The following is a 21,074-nucleotide window of genomic DNA, read 5'->3' on the forward strand; positions in this document are numbered from 1 at the left end:
CTACTCTACTATGCTCAAAATATGTGAGCGTGAAGAAGAAGGCTGGTTAGATAGATGATGGCGAAATTAAAAGATTTCCTCGTCATGACTTTTATATTATTAATAAGCTTTGGGTTCAATATAGCGAAGGCAAATTTGGTTTTAGCGTCCAACAACGTATTTGGCAAGCGAAGAAAGATTGTAAGCGCTTTGCTTATAAAGTTGGATGGGTAGCAAGTCTTGCCAATAATGAATGGGTTAAATATGAAGAATATACTTTCAGCTTAGACGCACCTAAAGGACACTTTCCATCTATATCTCGGTTAGTAGGATTAGATTCTACAAACCTTAGTGGGGTTCAGCATCGAGTAAAGGTTTTTTTGTCACGATACTAGTCAGATAGGGCAATATTGTTATGACTGTGAACTTTGTTACCCAATCTCAAAATCCCCCAATTTCTTGGGGGATTTAGACCATACTCCCAATCTTTTAAAACGTAAAAGTAGTCCGAAGTACACCTACAGTCGTAGTGTCATTGTTGCTGTTACCTTCTGGGTTAAAGAGAACAAACGCACCAGGGGTAATGCTGATATTATCGGTAACTTGAAGGCGGTAATAGGCTTCTAAATGGTAAGGAGTCGCCCGATTGTCGCCTGTGGGTGTAAGTTGAGCAGAACCACCAGTATCACTACGGAAAAGCGGCTGACCAAAAAGAATCCCGGCAGTGTTTCCTGACTTGAATAAATCTCTGAAGTGAACTCCCGCCATCCAACTTGTAAATGTGGTGGAAGCATCCACGCTATTTGAAGCAGCATCAACAAATATTGCTGCACCGTAGCCAGATAAGGCTATTTTGGGAGACAATCGCCATGTTAGCGTACCGCCAACAGAGTTGAGTGTGAGCGGTGTTCCAGTTGCAACCCCTGCTAAAGCACCGATATCACTACTAACTAATCCTGTAGCCAAAATATTGATTTCGTGATAACTATGGGCATAGTTTAAACCAATATCCAGAGCAGAACTCGGTTTGAAGGTTAACTGTGTGGCAATAATACTACTACCACTAAATAAACCTGCTCCCAAAGGTGTAGTAGAAACTCCTGGTACTGCCTCAGCCGCAGATTTTTCGGGTAAATTAGCATTTACACTGCCGTATAAAGCTCTTAAATCCAAATTTGGTGAAATGTTAAAAATAAATCCCGCTGCCGATGCTAAACCAGTACCCGAAGTCCCACCAGAAACCCGTAGCACAGGATTCAAGTTGCCAAAACGAGAAATTGACTCTTGTCCTTCACCATAAAAAGGCGTAATTACTGGGAAAGCATCTGATGTTTCTGCCGCAGTTCCCGCAAACAAGGTTAATTTATTAGCGACGGGAAAGACATACAGCAATTTATAAAGCTGAACACTGTTTGCGCCAACACTCGACAAAGTATTGACATTTAACCCCGGAAATTGCGGCTCAAAACTGGTACGAGCGCTACTTGCACTTAAAAGTGGCGAAGCTAATCCTAAACTTTGTTGTAAGCTACCCTGTCCATCGGCTCCACCCAAAAAGTTATAGGCTTGCAATCCAGTAATTAATGAATCTTTACCAGTAAAGCTAGTAGTAAGATTTAACCGCACTCTATTGACTAGGATGATGTTCGGGTCACTATCATTAGGAGCGCCACCGCTAGCACCAACACCAGCAATAATTACCTCACCATTGAGTTTAGTAGTCGTAGAAAACTGATTTGCTTCTATTTCTGCTGTGCGAGCTTCTACAGCATCTACTCGACCTCGCAATGTTGCCAATTCTGCCGCAAATTGTTCTTGCAGTTTCTGTAACGTGGCTAAATCTTCTTTTTTGACCAAATCACCAGTTGCAGTGGCAATTAGTTCGTTAATTCGCTCTAAACAAGCATTTAAGCCAGCAGCAAATTCGTAGCGAGTCATCGCTCGATTACCGCGATAGGTTTGATTGGGATAACCTGCGATACAACCATAGCGCTCGACTAAAGATTGGAGTGCCTGAAAAGCCCAATCATTCGGCTGTACATCAGACAATTGGGATACGGATGTTACTTGTGCAAGTTTGTATGAGTTTGGAGATGAACTTGCAGGTTGTGGTATGATTGGCTGCCACAAATTAACAGCAGAATCTACTTCTATATCTTGAATTTTTTGCTGTTCATTCAGTAAGGATAAGTTTTTTTGGCTCTCATTAGCTATCAGCAATTTATTGGAGAGATTATTTGTTAAATCGCTTTGATGAGAATCATTTTTTTGATAGCTGCTGTCATCTTGATTAACAGCTACGTTTTTATCTGCAATTTTTAAACTAGGAAGGGCTTGCACAGGTGATAACCCGATAATTAAACATAAGAATCCCATCCCACTAGCAGAAGCTAGTAGATATTTTGTCATCATAACTCCCAACACCTATAAAATAGTGAAAAAATTGATTGCGATTTTAAAATTGATTGATAAGTAAATTTAAAGTAGATTTAGCAAGAGAGTCTTGTTAACTTTAAATTTTGGATCTCAGGATTTTTTCCGAGTTGACTTATCAAAACATCAGCTTATATCGCAAGTATTAAATTATAGTAAATACTATTTTTGGAGAGAATTAACAATACATCATATTGATAGTTTTTATAATTACGATAGTAATCCTAAATGGTTTTTGAGCAATGGATTACGTAAAATGCTTGATTCATAAGCCTTCTGAATTTTCTCTGTTCAAATATAAATGCGATTGCTATATTGGCAAAATAATAATTTACATAAGTCTGATTTTGTGATAGTGAATATAGGTATTGAGCCGAAAATTTCGGCTCAATACCTAACAAAGAATAATTTACTCAAAAAAAATTAAGAGACTGCGATCGCTGCTCAATTTGGGTGTAGGCTAAGATTCGGCAAGAAAACAGCATATTGTAGTCCACGATTTTTCTGATTGAGATATTTCAAGTATTCAATCCCACCAATAGGCAACAACCACCGCATCACAATCCTGGTGAACATCCTCACCCCATAACGCCCCTTCCAATCTAGTTCTCAGTCGCCGCTTAAGCCGCAAACCGTAATCTTCATTCGTGCCATCACTTACCTCTACTGAATCAGCTCGCCACTTTTTGCCCAAGTCTAAAAGCTCAGACACTTTTGTATCTTGGTTCTCTGTCAAGATGTATAACGTATCAGCTGGATAAGCAATGAAATGGATGATGCTGGTTTCAGGCATGGGACGATAGTTTGCCATTGCAAGCAGGGTATCGACCATACCACCAAAGCTTAAGCCGTTTTCATCTGGTGCAAAGATTGGTTTTGTGAACAGAAAGCTTGACCATAAATTTCTGTGGTTGGAAAGGTCAGTAATTACCTCTTCGCCATCAAACTCATTAAAACGACGCTGCCAAACCAAGCCAGCGAAGAGTTCTTGAGGAGAATAGGATTCCGCAATCGATTGGATTTTGCCCAAATCAAGCATCATATTGACGGTAAGTAATATTTTTAACAAAACATTTGTAACTACCCTTGCAGTTTATTTACCCAGTGCCTGCTATTCTTATAGTTACTTCGGTCTGTCATAGCAGATAGATTATCCTCGATAATGTTTTTATTTGTGAGCGCTCATATACCATCGTGGTAATATGGGTGCTTTTACTTTATCGCTCCTGGCAAGAATCCGGTTTAATTTTGAGAAGATGTCTGGTGTTTGGTACACTAAGCTGACACTGAAGCTTTAACTTGACCAAAACGGCGATCGCGATTTTGGTAGCTCAACAAAGCTTGATGAAATGCTTCTCTATTAAAATCTGGCCAAAGAATATCGGTGAAATACATTTCTGTATACGCCATTTGCCACAAAAGAAAATTACTCAACCGCATCTCACCGCTAGTACGAATCAGCAAATCGGGTTCTGGAGTATCTGCTGTATAGAGGTGTTGTTCTACAAGACTTTCATTCACTTGTTCCGCGCTGAGTTCGCCCTGTTCCACGAGTTGAGCTACTTGACGACAAACTCTGGTAATTTCGTTGCGGCTACCGTAGTTGACTGCAACAGTAAAGTGGATTGCTTGATTGTTCAACGTCTCTGCCATTGAACGCTCCATTTCCGTTTGTAGAGACTTGGGTAAAGCTGATAAATCTCCAATAAAGGAGATTCGCACTCCTTCTTGATGCATCTGAGCCAACTCGCGGTGTAGTAATCGCTCAAACAAATGCATCAGAAAATCTACTTCTTCAACGGGACGCTGCCAATTTTCTGTTGAGAAAGCATAGGCTGTCAACGCTTTGACTCCCCAATCCTTGCAGCAACGCAATAGTTCTTTAAGCGTTTTTGCTCCTTGGCGATGTCCAGCAATGCGCGGTAATCCTCGACTGGTTGCCCATCGTCCGTTACCATCCATAATGACGGCGATATGTTGGGGTATTTTTTGCGGGTTTAAATCGGTGGGTAATTTTGTCATTTGTTCTTTGTGATGTTGTTATTACTGATGATTTATTTCAAATAAATCTTGCAAATATTTTGGTGTAAGGGTGTTGTTCCAACTCCACAGGCGATGCATTGTGTAAGTGAAGGTGAAGAGGAGAGTTGTTTTGTTGGTTAATGACCAAGCATTCCAGTTGAGTGTACCCATCATGCGGCGGAGAGTACGCATGAGGTTGTTACGCTGATAGTTTGGCGATCGCGTTTTGATTAGGGTGCGTCCAATTCGCATCAACCCAGTATCAGGGAAAGCCCAGACTCCAAACCCCCAGAATTTGGTCATGTGGTTGATTTCATCCTGCGCTAATTCCTCTAGAACATCCTGGAGTGCGCCAGTGGTGTGAGCCATCAACCAAATATAAAGACAGGTTGCACCGTATTCTGTGGCAATGCGGTGTAAACCGTGGCGATATAAATCTTCGTGAGGGTCATCTGTGGGAAGATAGCTTCTAACAATCCGAAGTTTTGGGGTAATTTTCTCGCCTGTTAATTGGGTGTAGATTTTGATTAATGCAGGTGTGTGCTGACGTTCTTCCTTTTCCCACAAACCAAGTTCTAGCAATTCGCCATCTTTACCGACAGTTCCACCAACAAATCGAGCCATTTGAGGATGCAATTTTTCTAAATACTGGCGACTGGTTTGGGTATAGCCGCGAATGGGTGCTTCTGTATCCATCGCACCTATCAATATAGATAAAAATACCTCTGCGTCTAAGCCGATAATTTGATTGCGATTAATCGTCTGCCAATCGATGAGTTTCCAGGGACGCGGTTGGGGATTGGCAAACTGTATAGATAAATCTTGCAGGCGATCGTGTAGTTTTTCGACTGCAATATATTTGTCTATGAGGGAACGAATGCGGCGCTGTGTTTGTAAGTAATGAGGACTGGGATAGCTTTGACTTACTAAGTCTTCTGTGATTGGGTTGAGGATGTTAAGCATATTTTTATACTTAAATTTTTATCTCTATGCCCAATAGCCTAAGCGATCGCACTTTGTTCTGTCAGTCGGCTGAAGTCGGCAGTTTTATCTGATGCAGTTGCAAAAGTCGGGGAAAAAGCCTTTAGTGTAGTATATATGTATTGTATACAGGTTTATCAAGTATGAAGGTCTACGATATATACTCAAAGCGTCAAAAAAGACTTATGGGAGAATTCCTTGATGTTTATGAATATGACTATATCTCTAAAGAGCTTCGCGTACAGATTATTCATATTATTAACGATACTATAGGCAATCCCGATCATCCAAATAACTTAAAGAGCTTCCAAAATATTTACAAGATTTTATGCCGTGAATATGGCATCTTTTCGCTACAAGAACATAGAAAAAGTTCTATTAGCGATGTATTGAATTTTATGTTAAAAACCGATGATATAGAACAGGTTATTGATGTAGTAGAATTAATATTTACCTATATTAATAGTCCCTATATGCGAGACATACACTATATAAGATATCATCCAGAAATTTCACCTACTGAAGCAATTGAAACATTAAATTATAGATTTAGAGAACACGGGGTAGGCTATCAATATGAGTCAGGTGAAATTATCAGAGTTGATTCTCAGATCATCCATGCTGAGGCAGTTAAGCCAGTTTTGCATTTGCTAAGTGATACACGATTTCAAGGAGCGAATGAGGAATTTTTGAAAGCACACGAACATTATCGGCACGAGCGATACAAGGAATGCCTTGTTGAATGCCTCAAAGCTTTCGAGAGTACTATGAAAACTATTTGTGATATTCAAGGCTGGACTTATCAACCTGGAGATACGGCGAAAAATCTGATTAATCTTTGCTTCCAGAATAATCTGATTCCTACTTACTTACAAACCCAAGTTACCTCACTCAAGTCAAGTCTGGAAAGTGGAGTTCCTACTATGAGAAATAAAAATGCAGGTCATGGTCAAGGTTCTCAGCCACTTACTGTCCCACAACACTTTGCTGCTTACCAGCTTCACATGACGGCAAGCACAATTCTATTTTTGCTAGAAGCAGAGAAGGCGCTACCTTAAAGCTAATACTTTACTTATTCTGTCAACTCCCCAAATTGCTGACGATAACGCTCAAGTTGTTTTTGCGCTAACTCCAACTGCTCTTCTGGAGTTTGATAGCGCTTTCTTTGTTGGTCATACCAATACAAAACCTGACGCTGGATATTACCAGAGACGTATTGCCCTCTACCAATTCCCAAACCAATTTCTGGCATCCAAAAAGGTTCACCAATTTGCAATTGATAACTACCATCTACTAAACGATAAACTTCAAAAGGTTGATGGCGATCGCGTTGCCAATACTCTGGATTATAAATAATGTAATATAGTACACCTAACTTGGCATAAGTGTCTAATTTTTTGTCGTATTCTCCACCCGGAGTTAAGGAGACAATTTCTAAAGCCAGGATAGGCACAATGTTGTTTTCTTCCCAAACAACATAGCTTTTACGAGATTTGCCTTCCTTGCGGCGTTCTACACCTAAGCTCAAAAATCCGTCGGGTACAATTGGCACAAGTGGACTAACCCCTGTGGTATGGTAAACGCCCATATCCACACTGAAAAACCAGTCATTACGGTTTACCCAAATGTATTGCAGTAAGAAGAGAAGCAGGTTAGGAATAAAGTTCTGGTCTTCGTTATCCACAGGGGTATCGTCTGAACAAGGAAGTTCAGCACTGCTAGGCAATTGGCGGGGGTCTGATTTCACCATAAGTAATGATGGTGCTGGAATGACCTAATGATTTGTATTTTATTAGATGAGAAAGCTTTATTCGGAAAAGTCGGGAAAAAAGTCGGGTTTACAGAATCTTATCGGAAAACTCCAGCAATATAACTGTAGAGTAATTTATAGTTGTCCTTAAAATCTGAACTATCCTTGTCGTTACCCAATGGACGCTGAAGCAGCATTAGCATGGTTAGACGCCATAATTCCTCCTCAGACTGGGGAACGGTTGAGCGATTTGCAAAAAGTGATTCTTGTGCAAGTTTGGTTGGGTAGAAAATACTTGGATATCGCTCATGCTTACGGTTGTACGGAAGGACACGCCAAGGATGCTGGTTCTCAGTTATGGAAGCTGCTTTCTAAAGTATTGCGAGAAAAGATTACCAAAAGTAATTGTCGCGCTACTTTAGAGCGAGTTCTGAGAAAAACTTCTGCGATATCAAGTCTGATTGATTACTCCAGATCGCCCCAACCTACCCCAAAACTAGAGGATACCAATTTTATTGGACGAACAGAAGCGATCGCTCACCTGAATACTTTGGTAAATCAAGGATCAAAAGTCATTGTTATCCAAGGTGAGGGAGGCTTAGGCAAAACTACTCTAGCGCAGCAATATCTGCAAACTCAGGGGTTTGACTTGGTTTTGGAACTGCTGATGGCGAAGGAAACGCAGAATATCACCCCCGCTGAACGAGTTGTAGAGGAATGGCTCAAACAAGATTTTGACGAAGAACCTGGGGTAGAATTTGGGGTAACTTTGGCGCGACTCAAGCGCCAACTCCACAATCGGCGCATTGGGGTGTTAATTGATAATCTTGAACCTGCATTAGATCGACAAGGTGCGTTAATTGCTTCTCACCGCAACTATGTAGAACTATTGCGTGTTTTAACTGATGCCAGGGTGCAATCTGTTACCTTGATTACTAGCCGCGATCGCCTTTGTGAACCTGGGTTGAATGTGAATCACTATCGGCTTCCTGGTTTAGATGAAAGCGCATGGCAACAGTTTTTTCGCAACCGTGGGTTAACTATCAACTCGCCAACCTTGCAAATCATGCATCGCACTTATGGCGGTAATGCTAAAGCAATGGGAATTCTCTGCGGTTCAATTCAGGAGGATTTTGATGGTGATATGGCTCTTTATTGGCAAGAAAATCATGCCGATCCGTTAGCCGCAACCGACTTAAAAAATTTGGCGGTTAGTCAAATCAATCGTTTGCAAACTCTTGACCCTCAAGCATATCGCTTACTTTGCCGTTTGGGATGTTATCGTTACCAAGATATGCCCACCATTTCATCACCAGGATTGTTTTGTTTACTGTGGGATGTTCCAGCCGAGCAACATCGCCAAATCATCGCCTCCTTGAGAAATCGGTCTTTGGTGGAGTGCGATAAAGGTGAATACTGGTTGCATCCCGTGATTCAAAAAGAAGCGATCGCGCGTTTACGCCTCACCGATGAATGGCAAATTGCCAACCACAAAGCCGCAGAATTTTGGACAATTAGTGTTAAACAAATTGAAACTTTTAAAGATGCTTTGCAAGCTCTAGAAGCATATTATCACTACATAGAAATTCATGACTTTGAGTTGGCGGGTAAGGTCATTTTAAAAAGCCGAAATAATCAATGGCAGCAGTTTTTACCTCTTGGTAGCACATTGTATCGGATGGGTTTAATTCAACCGATACTTGCGGCAATTGAGCGAGTTGTTAACAATCTAGAAGATGACCAAAATCTCAGCGAACTTTATAATATATTAGGCGATTTGTATTGGATAACAGGTAAAATTAGTCAAGCGATCGCTTGTCAAGAAAAGACTATTACACTCGCAACCCAAGCACTCAAATCACTTGTACTTCAGCCAGAAAATAAACATACAGTTTACTATCTGAGGATGCTAGAGGTAGATTCTTTATTAAGTATTGGTCTTTACAAAATAGATTTGTGGGAACTAGAGGCAGCCGCCAAATTATTTCAACAAGTAATTTACTTAGCTCAAAATACTGAACATCATCGCTGGGCAGAGAAAGCTTCAGTTTGTTTAGCTTTGGTGTATTCTTATTTAGGTTTGCCTGATGCCTCGTCTGCATTAGCAGATGTAGCTTATCAAAATATTACGAACGAAAAACTGATAGAACAGACTGGTAGATTTGTCTATTTTATGCAAATTTTAGGTCAAACCTACGTCAATTTAGGCGAATTTTCTCAGGCAAATCAGATATTCCACCAAGCTTTGACTTTTGCTGAAGAAAGTCACTATATGCAGGTAAAAGCAAAAACACTCAATGGTTTAGCAGAAATCCATCGGCAACAAACAGATTTTGCATTAGCTATTGCGAATCATACAGAAGCAATCGAACTTTTGGATAAAATAGGCGCTAAATGCGATCTGGCTGAAGCTTATTTTCAATTGGGTTTAACTAATCAAAGGATGTCAAAATCTGATGAAAGTCAAATAAATTTTGATCGAGCAATTCAGCTATTTACTGAAATTAAAGCACCAAAACAAGTTGAAAAAGTTTTAAAGTGTGCTACTCATATCTGTGTCACCAGTCGGAGATTGGAAATGAGGTAAAATCTTTGGTTTAGAAACGGTTCTGCAAACAAATCAAAGTAAATAATTAAAAGTTGACTTAAGGACTTGGTGCAGTCCATTGAGAAGTGGTTTGATCGTACTTACCTTTTATGGTTGCAGCGCGAGGACGAGCTGCTGCTAAAGCCGCTAGCTCATCATCTTCCGAGGTATAGTCTCCAAAATCTACACCTAATAAACCACCATTACCTAAAATCCCGATACTCTTCAAATGAGCCTCAATATTATCTAAATCAAGAATGTCAGAGTCATCATTACTTAAAGTTCCCATCCACATAATCCAAATATCTTTTTCTATTTGATCGACTCCAGGTTTAGTAGTATCGTAAGCCAAAATAGAATTACCAAAGGCACTCATCGCAGTTGCTTTTTGTCTCAATTCGCTAAAGACACTTGCCATTCCATTAATGCGATCGTTCATGGCATTAGTTGCTGTTAGTATATCTGCTGGCGAATATGACGATGCACCACCAGCAATTTGTACCCTGATTTCTGCAATTAATCGCTCAAGAATAACAGTATTTTTATGTAAGTTTGCTAATACTTTATTGGTTTGCAATGCACCACGATACATTGATGCAACGTGTTGCCAAATATTACTTCGCAGCATATCCGGTGAAAGACCACCAGGTTGTAAATCACTGCCTCGTGTTGTGATAGCATCTGATACAGCAAGAGCTACTGCTGAAGAGGCAGCTCCTTGTAAAAATGAAGAACCAGCTGCTGTACCTGCATCAGCGAGGGTGAGAGCAAACCATCCAGCAGCGGTAGAAGGAGCAATATAGGCGGCGGCAAGACCTGCTAAAACACCCGTTCCTATTCCTAAAAATATTCCTCTCCAAAGAGTTTGATTTTGTGCTTCTGCTCTTCCTTGACCAATTACTCTTGAGTAATTGCTGTAAGCCATATCGTAATTTATGGAGAAAATTCTTAATTTTGTACTGATTAAATCAGTATTTGCTACAGATAAATCCACATAAATACTACCTAAATTATGACAAGCATCAATTAATCTTGCATTGGCTTCCGTCAGTGGCAGTTTTGTCGAAAGTTCTGTAACTACTGAGTTTTTTGGCGCTCTCTGCAACACATCTCTCTGCAATACTCGACCTTTCTGTTGTACTACATGAGTCAACTGATTATTTACTGGCGATTTCCTTTGCCCAAAGTAAACATCGAGAGGTTTAGTTTGCACTTCTTCCTCTTGAGTCTGTTCTTCTGCTGTCATCTGCGTTTGCATCGCAGTATTAGGCATTGACATGACTCGATTAGCCAACTGGTCTCCTGGTTCTCCAACCGTCAGTTTTGCTTGTGGACGACGCAACGCTATGCTACTAATGTCGTGAACAGGCTTTTTTTTGATAGCTTGTGATTCCCAGGATTGTTCGCCAGTAGACTGAGCTGCTTGCAGGTCGGTTGATACTTCAGAGGATGCTTGGATTGGAGCTTTATTTGCGATGTCAAAGCCACGCACTGGATTCGCCAGCGTTGGAGTTGTTGCTGAGAGCAGCGACGGATTTGAAGTGGATATACCTGCTTTCTTGGGTTTAAATATGCGTAGGCATAGCCCGTCGTAGACATCGCTCATCTCACATCCTCAATGCATATTTTTGAATCAAATTATACAATTTGTTTAGTGGCGATCGCTATCGACTTAAGTAGAAATTATTCTTTGCCAGCAGTGGCTCTGTGCGATCGAGATTTATAATTCTAGAAAGCTGGGGCGATCGCTTTTGCAGGTGAATGAATTGGGTTAAGTTAGATTTATCTTGTCAAAATAGAAATTATTATGTCTTCTGCTCAAGATTTAGGAATAATTTTAGAAGACACACCAGAAGATGTTATATTTCCTCCTGGTGATTTGTACAGTGATGAACCACCTTTGGAAACAGAACTTCACTTACGGCAAATACTGCTGTTGATTCAGTGTTTGGAATGGTTGTGGCAGGAGCGCCAAGATTTCTACGCTTGCGGTAACATGACGATTTATTACAGTCCGCGTCAACGCAAGTCTGAGCAATTTAGAGGTCCCGATTTCTTTGTAGTTTTAAATACCCAACGCAAAACACGCAAAAGCTGGGTAGTTTGGGAAGAAGATGGCAAATACCCAAATGCGATTGTAGAGATTCTTTCTGACAAAACAGCTGCTACTGATAGAGGGTTGAAAAAGGAAATCTATCAAGATATTTGGCGGACTCCTGATTATTTTTGGTTTGACCCGGTAAGTTTAGAATTTAAAGGATTTCATTTATTAGATGGTCGTTATCAAGAACTGCAAGCAAATGAAGCAGGCTGGTTATGGAGTCAGCAATTGCAGTTATATTTGGGAGTTTATCAATCGAAGTTGCGCTTTTTCACTGCCGATGGACAACTAACGCCCACGCCAGAAGAAGTAGCACACCAAGAACAGCAACAGCGTCAACAAGCTGAACAGCAACGCGAACAAGCCGAGCAACAACTTGCCCAAATGGAGTCCATGCTTGCTCGCTATCGGGAAAGATTTGGTGAATTACCAGAGTAATACCAATTCAAAATTCAAAATTCAAAAGTAAATTATGGATGGAGAAGAGTTGAGAAGAAGATATGCTGCTGGGGAAAGAGATTTTAGCGGTCTCAATCTCAGTGGTATTAATATCAGCGGCTCCGAACCAATGGAAGATGTTTTTATTAATATTGACTTGAGTGGAATCAATTTGAGTGGAGCCAACTTGACTGATACTATCTTGGCTGGTGCTGATCTCACTGATGCCAATTTGAGTAACGCCAATCTGACTAGTGCCAACTTGGGTCAGTGCAAATTGATTCGTGCTAATTTGAGTGGAGCCAATTTGACTAAAGCTTGCTTGGATGTTGTTGAATTCATGGATACTGACATGAGTGGTGCTGAATTGCGATCCGCTTCTATCACCCAAACTTGGCTGGGTAACACCAATATGAATGGTGCCAAGCATGTGAGTAATGTTGACTGGACTGGTACTCGCGTCAGAGGTCTTGTTTTGGAGGATGGAAGTGTCCTCAACGACGATCACGACTGGTGACACCATTGTTAGTTGAGAATTCGCCAACAGGGACGCATTCAATCCTAAATTTTGAAAATCAGTAACATCCATTTCAAAATTGCAAAATTACATCCATCCGCCAACTTCCGCATCAGTCAAGGGTTTTTCCAACTTACTATATTCTGTTTGAGCCGCCCGCAATACGTGTTTCATCTGCACTGGTTCCCCAGCATCGGCAGCCAAAAAAGCGGCATTTAAGGCGATGTTACGGATATTACCCCCAGCGACATTGAGCCGCGCTAGTTGCAGAGCATCTAAATCTGCGGTTGGGGTTTCGGCTGGAAAGACACGCCGCCAAATTTCGGCTCGTTGCATAGTATCAGGGAAGGGAAACTGCACCACAAAGCGAATCCGCCGCAGAAAGGCTGTATCAATTGCACTCTTCAAGTTAGTAGTCAATACTGCTAAACCTGGGTAGCTTTCCATCCGTTGCAATAAATAGCTAACTTCAATATTGGCATAGCGATCGCGCGCATCTTTAACTTCACTCCGTTTACCAAATAAAGCGTCAGCTTCATCAAATAACAAAATCACTCCACCTTGTTCTGCGGCATCAAATACCCGGCGCAAATTCTTCTCTGTCTCACCAATATATTTGCTGACTACTGATGATAAGTCAATACGATAGAGATCGAGGCGCAATTTCTGGGCCAGTACTTCTGCTCCCAAAGTTTTCCCAGTGCCGCTACTACCTGCAAATAGAGCGCTGATTCCCAATCCCCTAGCACTCTTGCCCCCAAAACCCCAATTGTTATATACAGTACTACGTTGCCGTACATGAGCCGCAATTTCCCGGAGAACTTGTTTCTGTGCTTCTGGCAATACTAAGTCTTCCCAATCGCCAGATGGCTCAATTCGTTGGGCGAGTTCATCTAAGCGCGGACGTGCTTGTACGCGGCAAGCATCCCATAAAATACTAGTGATATCGGTTTCTGGTGTTTGTGCCAACTGTCCTGCGGCTTCTGCACAAGCAGCGCGAATGGTTGCAGCACTGAGGTTAAACTGATCCACTAGGGTTTTGACTTGCCCATTCATTTGCGATGCACTCGCCCCTAATGCATTTTGCCAAACTGCACTTTGTTCTTTACTAGTTGGTTGATGTACGTCAAAATTAACTACTAGGTGTTGTGATAAGCCGATCCGTTCCCGACTCGTGACTATTAAAAAGCCGTTTATGCGTTCGATGAAACGAGCGATCGCATTCACCCGCGCTGTATCATTAGTATCCAGTTCGTTGCAGTCTATCAGTAAGGCAGACTTACTTAAAATTGTCTCGCGAGTCCACAGGCGGATGAGATTATCCAACTCGCCAGGTGCTAAAGGAATGACTTGTGCAGGCATTACCCACAGGTTTAAACCCTGAAGCTGACAAATTGCGGCGGCAATGGCACGTTTACTGGCAGTTTCACCACCAGATAACTGGACAATTGGCAAGTTATTAACCTTGTTAGCTTGCGCCCAAATTGCTGCGATTCGCTCTGCCAAATCTTGGTGCGAGGGAACTAAATCGCTAACCTCTGGTAATGGCTCAATGATACCAGCTAGCCGTTCGTCAAGATATTGAATACCCGTGAGATAATGTAAAATCCGCTCGTCAATTCTCAAGGGACTAAGAGTTAGGGCATGACCATCACCAATTTGAATTAACCGCCAATAACGTAAGGGAGCATTTGGAGCGATCGCATCCCAGTGGACATCGGGTAAAGCTGCCAAAGCTAAACCCAAAGTTGGGTAAGCTCGTTGTGAATCACCGTGAACGATGGCACACAATTTGGCAAAATCTCCATTTAATTCCATACCTGCACACAACAGCAACAGATCGCGTTCAAAGGATGAGAGGCGAAACATTTTGCATATTCTCTCCAATGCCGATGGTACAGGCATTGCAGCAGCGGCTTCCTGTAACGTTTGCTGTAAATGCTCTTGGTTGTTCTCTTCAGGTTGATTTTGCTCTTTTGCCGTGTGATTTTCTAAAATACCACGCACCACGGCTAGGGCTGCTGATAGATAGCGGTAGTTTGCCTCATCCCAATTGTGATTTATTGTCGTAGCATTCATAAAATTGTCACCTGTGGCGAATCATATTCCCCAAACTGATTCTTTTGCAGTGGACTTTCGGCGCCATCTACCCGCGCCCGAACAATATAAGTTCCTGGTTTCACATTTTTGACTGGAATCGCGATCGCATCAGTGTCTTGGGTAAGTGGTGCAGCCAAGAAAGAGTAAGCTACTGGATTATCACCTGATACTTCATTGAGTAGCAAAACTACCCGCTGTGCCTTACCGACTTTGGGTTGGAATTTAACAGTAATTTCTGCTGCGCGTAAATTCTCACCGCTATTTTCTACTTTATTGACAAATGCTGTAATTGTTGGATGTAAGACAAAAGCCGCCACGTTTGATTCAACTAAATGATTCGTTTGCCCTGCATTACCCATTGTTAGATGTACAACTTGCACACCCTGTATACTTGCGTATAAATCTGGCGGGACTAACAAACTGATTTGCGTTTCTTTTACTTCTTGAGGTACTAGTAATGTCTCCGTATTACCGAAACGAACTCGTGTGATCTCACCGCGTAACCGTTTACCACGAATTACTAATGTTGTACCTGTAACAATCATTTGTTCAGTCTTTGCCGGAGCTATAACTTGCTCTATATTCGGTTGAGACAAGGGCATCATGTAAAAACTTTCAGACTTGTCATTACTACTTTCAATCAATACCATTGATGCCAAATAGGTAGCTGAAGGTCGATAGTGTGTTTGTAAAGCAGACCATAACTTAGAAGTTTCTTCCATGTTAAAAAACTCTGGAGTCAGTTTGATCTGCCCAATTTGTTCAGCTAAGGCAGATACAGACACACTTGCTACAGCTTGCGAAAAAGCACTTGAGGTATTAGTTGTAGATGCATTTATCAAAGTATTTTCAATAATATCAGATGTGATAGCTGGTGTTTTGTGTAATAAATGCATTGCATAGCCGAGTAAAAGCTCCGCCTGGAAATCCTTGGCTCCGTAGGCTGTGAGTAAGTAGTGCAGGTCAAGAGCTAGTGGTGGAGTTGGAGAGCGTGGGTTTCCATTAATAGGTGAGTGCCTGCTCCGAAATTCTTGAGATACCCAATCGACATTGCGATTTTGCGTCACTTGATAGAGAAAAAGGTTGATTTGGGCACGCTCGTCAGCTTCAACTGAAATTCGATCGGGCGGTAGGGCAGTTACAATCACATCACCAACACTAGCAGCGATCGGATCGCTGACTAAACCATTTTCCAGCAAGACTTTTAGTACTGCTGTCACTGCGGCTATAGAGAGCACATTACTCATCCTGATTCCTCATGGCAATAGCACATATTAATCATGTACGCCACAGCACATTAATAGAATATATTTTGCAAAACTTTAAGTCCTGTTGTAGCCAAGACTATCAGCACGACAGACAAAAGCACGGTGTCAACTATTAGTACAGTATGGCGTAAATCCACCTAGCATCTCAATTTAAAATACTCGGCAACGATCAAAATCAGCTTGTTAAAAGTAGGCAAATTTCCACTTAAAGCTACCTGACCTACTTGAACAGTCGGACTTTTAAAACATCCTTTTAATTAAGACTTTAAATAATTAAAACTAAAGTGCCTATGACTACTAACCCCGTTCCTAAAATAATCTTCCAGCTTAAAGTTTCTCCCAAGAAAATAACTGAAAACAATAAAACTAATACCAAGCTTGATTTATCAATTGGTGCGACAAGTGAAGCTTTTCCTACTTGTAAGGCTTGGAAGTAAAAAATCCATGATAACCCTGTCGATAATCCAGATAATAATAAGAAAATCATGGTTTTTTGGGATATAGCTAAGATATTAACTACGTTTCCCTGAAAAAATACAATCCCCCAAGCAACTACTAAGATGACAACAGTTCGGATTGCTGTTGCTAAATTAGCATTCACATTTTCTATCCCAATTTTGGCAAAGATAGTTGTCAATGCTGCAAAGCCAGCTGACAATAATGCATATATCCACCATGTTGTGGTGTTGCTTTCCATCTTAGCCTCCTGATTTGCTAGTCAAAATTAGCAGTGTAATTTAATCAGAGTGTTAAATTCAATTACTTGTCTGTCAAGTTTGACTTGCTAGGTTCGTAGTTTGCGCTCTACAGTTTCACTCTTTTAGTCACTCAGTACTACTGAAGCAGACGATTCTCGTCGAACTTGCGCTAACTTAATATCAGGAACAAATTTCAACTGCTATTAAGTCTAAAGTTTAAACATTTTATCAAAATTATCACATTACTTTAAGTTACTAATATGTTAAGCTGAGTATAATTAGATAAGTACTAGTAGTATATATTACTAATATTCATCTAAGTTATGAAGCAATCATATTTGTAATACTAGTATTATCTCTGAATAAAGTTAACATTTTAAAGTAACTAGGATGGGTTGCCCCAGATGAAATCCCCACCTTCTTCAAATTCTTGGAATGGTCGCTTCGTAGGTGATAACCAGCGATACCGTTTAGACAGACGGTTAGGCGGGGGTGGCATGGGAGAAGTCTTCCTAGCAACGGACACCCGTGTTGGTCAGCAGGTAGCGTTGAAGTTGCTCAAAGATACGCTAGTGGCATCACTCGAAATGAGAAAGCGTTTCGAGCGGGAGGTGGCAGTTTGTGCTGCTTTGCAAAGCGACCATATTGTTAAGATTAGTGACTGTGGTGTAACCCCGGAAGGTTTTCCATTTTACGTCATGGAATATTTGCGGGGGCAAACGCTTAGACAATTACTGCTGCGCGAAAAGCGGCTGTCTGTTGAGCGGACGGTGAAGATTATGGCGCAAGTTTGTAAGGGTTTACAGCTTGCCCATCAAGGAGTGACTCTCCAACGGGATGGCGGCAAAACCAGTGAACATATTCAAGTAGTTCACCGCGACCTGAAGCCAGATAATATATTTCTAATGCCAACAGATTTGGGAGAGTGGGTGAAGGTTTTGGATTTTGGTGTTGCCAAAATTCGGAGTGAATCTTCAGAAAATTCCAATATTACAAATATAACTAGTACATTTATCGGTACATTTCGTTACGCACCTCCTGAACAAATCCAAAGCGATCGCAACCTGGATGCTAGAGGTGATATTTACAGCTTAGGGATTATCCTTTATGAAATGCTGAGTGCAGCCGATCCCTTTGGAATCAGCATTAAGGGTAGTCATATCAGTGAGGCTTCTTGGGTATTAGCTCATGCTTATGAGCCACCGAAACCACTGCGCGAACAACCAGGGTGTGAGCATTTACCCGTACAATTAGAAGCCGTGGTGATGAAATGCCTCCATAAGAACCCAGCTAACCGATTTGCAACGGTAGAAGAACTGAATCAGGCTTTGCAAGCTGCTGCCAAATTTGCCACAGAATCTAGCGTACCCGAACTAATGACTGGGCGATCGCAACCTTCTTCAAATCAAGGCTCAAATCACGAAACTGTTCCCAGACAATCGAACGACGATACCGTTATTCGCCCTCCATCTGGTTTCAATCAAGGCTCAAATCACGAAACTGTTCCCAGACAATCGAACGACGATACCGTTATTCGTCCTCCATCGGGTTTTAATCAAGGTTCAAATCACGAAACTGTTCCCAGACAATCGAACGACGATACTGTGATTCGTCCTCCATCTGGTTTCAATCAAGGCTCAAATCACGAAACTGTTCCCAGACCATTTAACCCAGTTGAACAAAATTCACAAAGTCCTGGGAATAATCTGAACGCCAGCAAACCTGATGTGACGTTATATCAACCACGACCAGGAGCTAATCAAGGCGGGCAACAAGTACCACCCGATAAGACGTTGTTTCAACCGCGACCAGGAGCTAATCAAGGCGGTCAACAAGTGCCACCAGACAAGACGTTGTTTCAACCCCGACCGGGATCTAATCAAAGTGGGCAACAAGTGTCACCGGATAAGACTTTGTTTCAGCCGCGACCAGTATCTAATCAAAGTAGACCACCAGTGCAAGCAGACGTGACGTTGTATCAGCCACGACCTGCGTCTAATCAACGCAGACCACAAGCGCGAACGGATGACACTATTTACCAACCAAGGCTAAGTGAGCAGCTAACTACGAGAATTACTCCCAATTTCTTGCGAATTGTAGGGGTGGTGTTGGCTATTGGGCTGACTTTAGCAGTAGTAACCTATATATATACTCAATTACAATCTGGTAAACAGCCAAGCAACCAGCAAAATTTACCTAATAGCGATCAGCGCATTTAGAACTAATCAGCATTGCTGTGCCCTATAATTCATCCCAAACCACAGGAAAGGAATAATCTGAAAATGGCGAGAAATTACGATTTTCGCTGCGGGTTTCTTCATCTAGAACTTTGACAACTTTGTTATAAATATCTTGTGCTTGTTGTGGGGAATCACCAATACTGGTTAATCCCACCTTGCCAAACTGCGAAAGGCAGCCCATAAGATGAAACACTGTACCCGTTTCTGTACCGCTGTCAAAGTGCAGTCTGTGGTGAGCAATGATATCCATTAAATCATTAGGCAATAATCCCTGATAGCGCTCTTTTTGCAGATTATCAGTGGCAATGTAATATTTTGGACGACCTTGCTGACTATAAAATAAACCCGTGGAAAGGTCATAGCGACCGTTCGTTAATAATTTCAGGGTCATGAATGGATGCGTTGTACCGCCTTTACGCAGGTTAATTTCGATCGCCTGAATATCCCACTCTCCATTACCCTTGTCAACGGCGATAAAATCTACACCAAACCGCTCTAAAGTGCCTTTATCTGCTAGCTTTCTGCCAACTTGAAGTCCCAATTGCTGTAATTGCAATCGATATGTTTCATCAGCAGGAAAGCTGCAACCAAGATAAATCTGACCGTCTGGGCCTCCGAGAATTTGGTCGTGAGTTGAAAGGATTTCCACTTCGCCTTGGGGTGTAATCCGTCCTTGAACGCTGGGCGATCGCTTAATTTCCCCTTCCACAAATGCTTCGGTAATTGCCCCTAATTCCGGGATTCTTCCCGAAAAATTCTCCCATGTCTCAAGTTTTGCTTGAAAGCGCATCGTTGAGAAGCGATCGCTAATTGCAGCTACCCTTTCGGCATGAGTACCAGTGTTTGGTGCTAAATTCTCAATCGGTCTAAGATCCAACAATGCATTCCCCTCTCCAGAAATGCCCTCGTTGAGTTTTACTACTACTCGTTTTAATGTTGGTTGGCGTTCCCACAAATCAACAGTAGCTTCTGCCAAATCTGTGGGGTTCCAAACTTTTTCGCTGCCATCTGGATGCGGTACTCCGCTTTCCTTGAAAATTTGCCGACTACCACTTTTTGTTCCCCAAATCTGTAAATCTGGTGCAGCAGCATACAATGGTACACCTAATTTTAAAGACAATTCGCCTTCCCAGTGCGAAGAGTTGTAGCAGATCATAAATGATTTGTCTAGCCTCAAAGATTTCTGAATCCGCTCTAGCAGACGGGGACGTTCTAAAATCTTTTGACTCAGAGGCTTAAGAGAGGAATCGTAAGTAGAAAGTAACAGCAAGCGATTGCGAGCATGAGAAAAAGGGATACCTGGCAATAGCTGCAAATAATAATCAATGATACTTGGATGCAGGGGTACTGATGTTACATAAATCAGGCGAGTTTGGGGATTCCGCAACCGAATTAAAGAAAATAGTAATCTTTCTTCATAATGTTCGCAGCCTTCGATCTTTTGGAGTTCGCGCTGGTCGAGACTCAAGGAGGGAATAATTAAAATATCCGCTTCGCTATTGTCAAATAGTTCGCTCGTTTTCCAGCGATCGCGCAGGGTTAATTGTAAGTGGCGAAACTTTTCAACCTGTTCTAACTCGGAAATATTTAATGTTGCCATAACCCATGCCCTCTAATGATCTCAATGTAGCGCACCACGCACCTTTTTGGAGGATGTATAGTCGCCGTGTCAAGATTCAGGTAGTTTTGTAAAAATTTTCCCGAAGTCAGCAATGATCGATCAAACTATAGCAACCCGCAAATCGCCGACTTCTTTAATTCTTTTCCCTCTTAAGGTTGAGTTAATTGCTGCTTACTTTACCTCTAGGGGGCGATAAAGTACAGCAATATAATAGTTAACTTTAAAACAGATGAAAAAGATAAATTCTTCATCACATTAGAGTTATGTACTTATTTTCATGGTCAGGCATGAGGATAAATAATGTAAGTTGCGTAGAGTTGCTGGAATAAGTAAGTTTGG

16 protein-coding genes are annotated in these 21,074 nt (G+C 41.6%); 6 read left to right on the forward strand and 10 right to left on the reverse strand.

Annotated features, from left to right (window positions below; translation table 11 throughout):
* The first annotated feature begins 65 nt into the window (after positions 1-65).
* Entirely contained in the window at positions 66-374 is a 309-nt protein-coding gene (locus tag QUD05_RS34175) for a GUN4 domain-containing protein (RefSeq protein ID WP_354666187.1), read from the forward strand.
* Between the two features lie 94 nt (positions 375-468).
* Here the strand turns inward: QUD05_RS34175 and QUD05_RS25000 are convergent, their stop codons facing one another.
* The 4 genes from QUD05_RS25000 to QUD05_RS25015 all read right to left on the reverse strand — a co-directional run bounded on the left by QUD05_RS25000 (position 469) and on the right by QUD05_RS25015 (position 5,397).
* Positions 469-2,388, reverse strand: a complete 1,920-nt coding sequence (locus QUD05_RS25000; protein WP_289800073.1) for an iron uptake porin — start codon at positions 2,386-2,388, stop codon at positions 469-471.
* Positions 2,389-2,938: 550 nt separating this feature from the next.
* The gene (locus QUD05_RS25005; RefSeq protein WP_289798444.1) at positions 2,939-3,454 is read right to left on the reverse strand and encodes a hypothetical protein; all 516 of its coding nucleotides are present in this window, start codon (positions 3,452-3,454) and stop codon (positions 2,939-2,941) included.
* A gap of 233 nt (positions 3,455-3,687) precedes the next feature.
* Complete coding sequence (gene uppS, locus QUD05_RS25010; protein WP_289798445.1) at positions 3,688-4,434, reverse strand: undecaprenyl pyrophosphate synthase; 747 nt, start codon at positions 4,432-4,434, stop codon at positions 3,688-3,690.
* Positions 4,435-4,455: 21 nt separating this feature from the next.
* A complete protein-coding gene (locus QUD05_RS25015) occupies positions 4,456-5,397 on the reverse strand; it encodes a ferritin-like domain-containing protein (RefSeq protein ID WP_289798446.1) in 942 nt (313 codons plus the stop codon).
* A gap of 161 nt (positions 5,398-5,558) precedes the next feature.
* On the opposite strand from QUD05_RS25015, the gene QUD05_RS25020 reads away from it, so the two are divergent.
* Positions 5,559-6,473: an abortive infection family protein gene (locus QUD05_RS25020; RefSeq protein ID WP_289798447.1), complete on the forward strand. Its 915-nt coding sequence runs from the start codon at positions 5,559-5,561 to the stop codon at positions 6,471-6,473.
* Positions 6,474-6,487: 14 nt separating this feature from the next.
* Here QUD05_RS25020 and QUD05_RS25025 read toward each other — a convergent pair whose 3' ends face one another.
* Positions 6,488-7,165, reverse strand: coding sequence for a Uma2 family endonuclease (locus QUD05_RS25025; RefSeq protein WP_289798448.1), 678 nt, complete (start codon positions 7,163-7,165; stop codon positions 6,488-6,490).
* A 178-nt stretch (positions 7,166-7,343) separates the two neighbouring features.
* Between QUD05_RS25025 and QUD05_RS25030 the strand changes: the two genes are divergently transcribed.
* Entirely contained in the window at positions 7,344-9,752 is a 2,409-nt protein-coding gene (locus QUD05_RS25030; RefSeq protein WP_289798449.1) for a helix-turn-helix domain-containing protein, read from the forward strand.
* 58 nt (positions 9,753-9,810) lie between these two features.
* On the opposite strand, the gene QUD05_RS25035 is transcribed toward QUD05_RS25030, so the two are convergent.
* Complete coding sequence (locus QUD05_RS25035; protein ID WP_289798450.1) at positions 9,811-11,358, reverse strand: hypothetical protein; 1,548 nt, start codon at positions 11,356-11,358, stop codon at positions 9,811-9,813.
* A gap of 201 nt (positions 11,359-11,559) precedes the next feature.
* Between QUD05_RS25035 and QUD05_RS25040 the strand changes: the two genes are divergently transcribed.
* Complete coding sequence (locus tag QUD05_RS25040; RefSeq protein ID WP_289798451.1) at positions 11,560-12,291, forward strand: Uma2 family endonuclease; 732 nt, start codon at positions 11,560-11,562, stop codon at positions 12,289-12,291.
* A 34-nt stretch (positions 12,292-12,325) separates the two neighbouring features.
* Positions 12,326-12,808 (forward strand): pentapeptide repeat-containing protein, encoded by a 483-nt coding sequence (locus QUD05_RS25045; RefSeq protein ID WP_289798452.1) that lies wholly within the window; start codon positions 12,326-12,328, stop codon positions 12,806-12,808.
* 87 nt (positions 12,809-12,895) lie between these two features.
* Here QUD05_RS25045 and QUD05_RS25050 read toward each other — a convergent pair whose 3' ends face one another.
* From QUD05_RS25050 to QUD05_RS25060, 3 genes are all read right to left on the reverse strand, one after another.
* Positions 12,896-14,887, reverse strand: coding sequence for an ATP-binding protein (locus QUD05_RS25050; protein WP_289798453.1), 1,992 nt, complete (start codon positions 14,885-14,887; stop codon positions 12,896-12,898).
* Positions 14,884-16,155 (reverse strand): Pvc16 family protein, encoded by a 1,272-nt coding sequence (locus QUD05_RS25055; RefSeq protein WP_289798454.1) that lies wholly within the window; start codon positions 16,153-16,155, stop codon positions 14,884-14,886. The genes QUD05_RS25050 and QUD05_RS25055 overlap by 4 nt, the downstream gene beginning before the upstream one ends.
* A 286-nt stretch (positions 16,156-16,441) precedes the next feature.
* Entirely contained in the window at positions 16,442-16,873 is a 432-nt protein-coding gene (locus QUD05_RS25060; RefSeq protein ID WP_094352699.1) for an EamA family transporter, read from the reverse strand.
* A 405-nt stretch (positions 16,874-17,278) separates the two neighbouring features.
* On the opposite strand from QUD05_RS25060, the gene QUD05_RS25065 reads away from it, so the two are divergent.
* Complete coding sequence (locus QUD05_RS25065) at positions 17,279-19,093, forward strand: protein kinase domain-containing protein (protein ID WP_289798455.1); 1,815 nt, start codon at positions 17,279-17,281, stop codon at positions 19,091-19,093.
* A 22-nt stretch (positions 19,094-19,115) separates the two neighbouring features.
* On the opposite strand, the gene QUD05_RS25070 is transcribed toward QUD05_RS25065, so the two are convergent.
* Positions 19,116-20,714 (reverse strand): peptide ligase PGM1-related protein, encoded by a 1,599-nt coding sequence (locus QUD05_RS25070; RefSeq protein WP_289798456.1) that lies wholly within the window; start codon positions 20,712-20,714, stop codon positions 19,116-19,118.
* Positions 20,715-21,074: the final 360 nt, after the last annotated feature.

The sequence above is a fragment of the Nostoc sp. GT001 genome (genome assembly GCF_030382115.1).
Taxonomy (GTDB): domain Bacteria; phylum Cyanobacteriota; class Cyanobacteriia; order Cyanobacteriales; family Nostocaceae; genus Nostoc.